The sequence below is a fragment of the Streptomyces sp. NPDC031274 genome, from assembly GCF_055570235.1.
In genome coordinates this window covers 1-1,532 of record NZ_JBVIHP010000198.1, presented here as the reverse complement: position 1 = coordinate 1,532, position 1,532 = coordinate 1, and the positions used below count along the sequence as shown (strand labels likewise).

At 71.0% G+C, this 1,532-nt stretch carries 1 protein-coding gene and 1 pseudogene; one reads left to right on the top strand and one right to left on the bottom strand.

The window, feature by feature from the left end; genetic code table 11:
- Positions 1-564 (bottom strand): annotated as a pseudogene (locus ACZ5CR_RS44925) (hypothetical protein); the annotation flags it as partial.
- A 208-nt stretch (positions 565-772) separates the two neighbouring features.
- Here ACZ5CR_RS44925 and ACZ5CR_RS44920 point away from each other — a divergent pair.
- The coding region (locus ACZ5CR_RS44920) for a metallophosphoesterase family protein (protein WP_468869370.1) at positions 773-1,532 on the top strand (760 nt) is incomplete at its 3' end.

The following is a 1,532-nucleotide window of genomic DNA, read 5'->3' as shown; positions in this document are numbered from 1 at the left end:
GGGCAGCAGCCTGCCCCGCGCGGCCAGGTGCAGGGCGTGCCGGGCCGCGGCGGCCCAGCAGGCCACAGCGGGGTGCGCGGGCCCGGCGCGCAGCAGGAGCGGGGCGGCGTCCGCCACCGGCAGGATCAGCGCGGGGACGGTACGCGTACGGACGCCCTTGCCGTGAGGGCGTACGACGGAGATCTCGCCCTCGGTGGCACCGGGCAGCCCACCCACGCCACCCTCGGCGGCACCGGAAAGCCCGCCCACACCACCCTCGGCGGCACCGGGCAGCCCACCCACACCACCGTCAGTGGCACCGGAAAGCCGGCCCGCACGCCCCTCGGCGGCACCGGAAACCCCACCCGCACCAGGCAGCCCGACCCCGTCGGGTCCACCCCCGGACAGCCCGGCGGGCAGCCTCCCCTCCGGCGCCCAGAACGCGACCCGCCCCTCCCTCGGCACCTCGGCCGGCAGGAAGACGGCGGCGCAGGAGCGCACGAGCTCCCCGAGCTGTTCGGGGCGGCCCAGCCGCCCCGCAGAAGGCACGACGGTGGCATCCGTGGCCGCGGCAACCCCCGCCATCACGTTCACCACCTCGCTCACCCTCGGTCACTCGCACGACATTCCCGCACGCCACCCTAGGCCAGCCGCCCCGAGGCGAACGCTGGTAGGAAACTTTCCTAACAATAGTTCGCCCGAAGTTATTGACGCGGACATGCCCCCTCGACAAGATGCCTGCGAATGGCCTCCGCGCCGCTCACGGCCCCCCACGCCGATCTAGGAGACGGACATGCCGCCCACCCCCCGCGCCATGAACTCCCGTACGAACAAGGCCCGTTGGGCCATCCCCCTGGCAGCAGGCGCCTCGCTCGCGCTCGTCGGCGGGGTCCTCCTCTGGTCCCCGGCCGACGAGGCCGACGCCGCGCCGAACGGCAAGGACGCGAAGGCGGCCTTCACCGCGGTGGCCGCCGGAGACATCGCCGAACAGTGCACCTCGGGCGACAGCGGCTGCGCGCACCCCAAGACCGCCGCGCTCGTCGAGAAGCTCAACCCGTCCTACGTCCTGACCATGGGCGACAACCAGTACGACGACGCCCGGCTGCAGGACTTCGAGGACTACTACGACACCAGCTGGGGCGCGTTCAAGGACAAGACGCGCCCGGTGCCGGGCAACCACGAGACGTACGACCCGGAGGGGCCCCTGGAGGGCTACAAGTCCTACTTCGGTGACATCGCCTATCCCAAGGGCGAGAGCTACTACAGCTACGACCAGGACAACTGGCACTTCATCGCCCTGGACTCCAACAGCTTCGACGACAAGGCGCAGATCGACTGGCTCAAGGCCGACCTCGCCGCCAACTCCAAGAAGTGCGTGGCCGCTTACTGGCACCACCCCCTCTTCTCCTCGGGCGAGCACGGCAACGACCCGGTCAGCAGGCCCATCTGGAAGCTCCTGTACGCCAACAAGGCCGAGCTGGTCATGAACGGCCACGATCACCACTACGAGCGGTTCGCGCCGCAGAACCCGGACGGAAAGGCCGACGCCAACG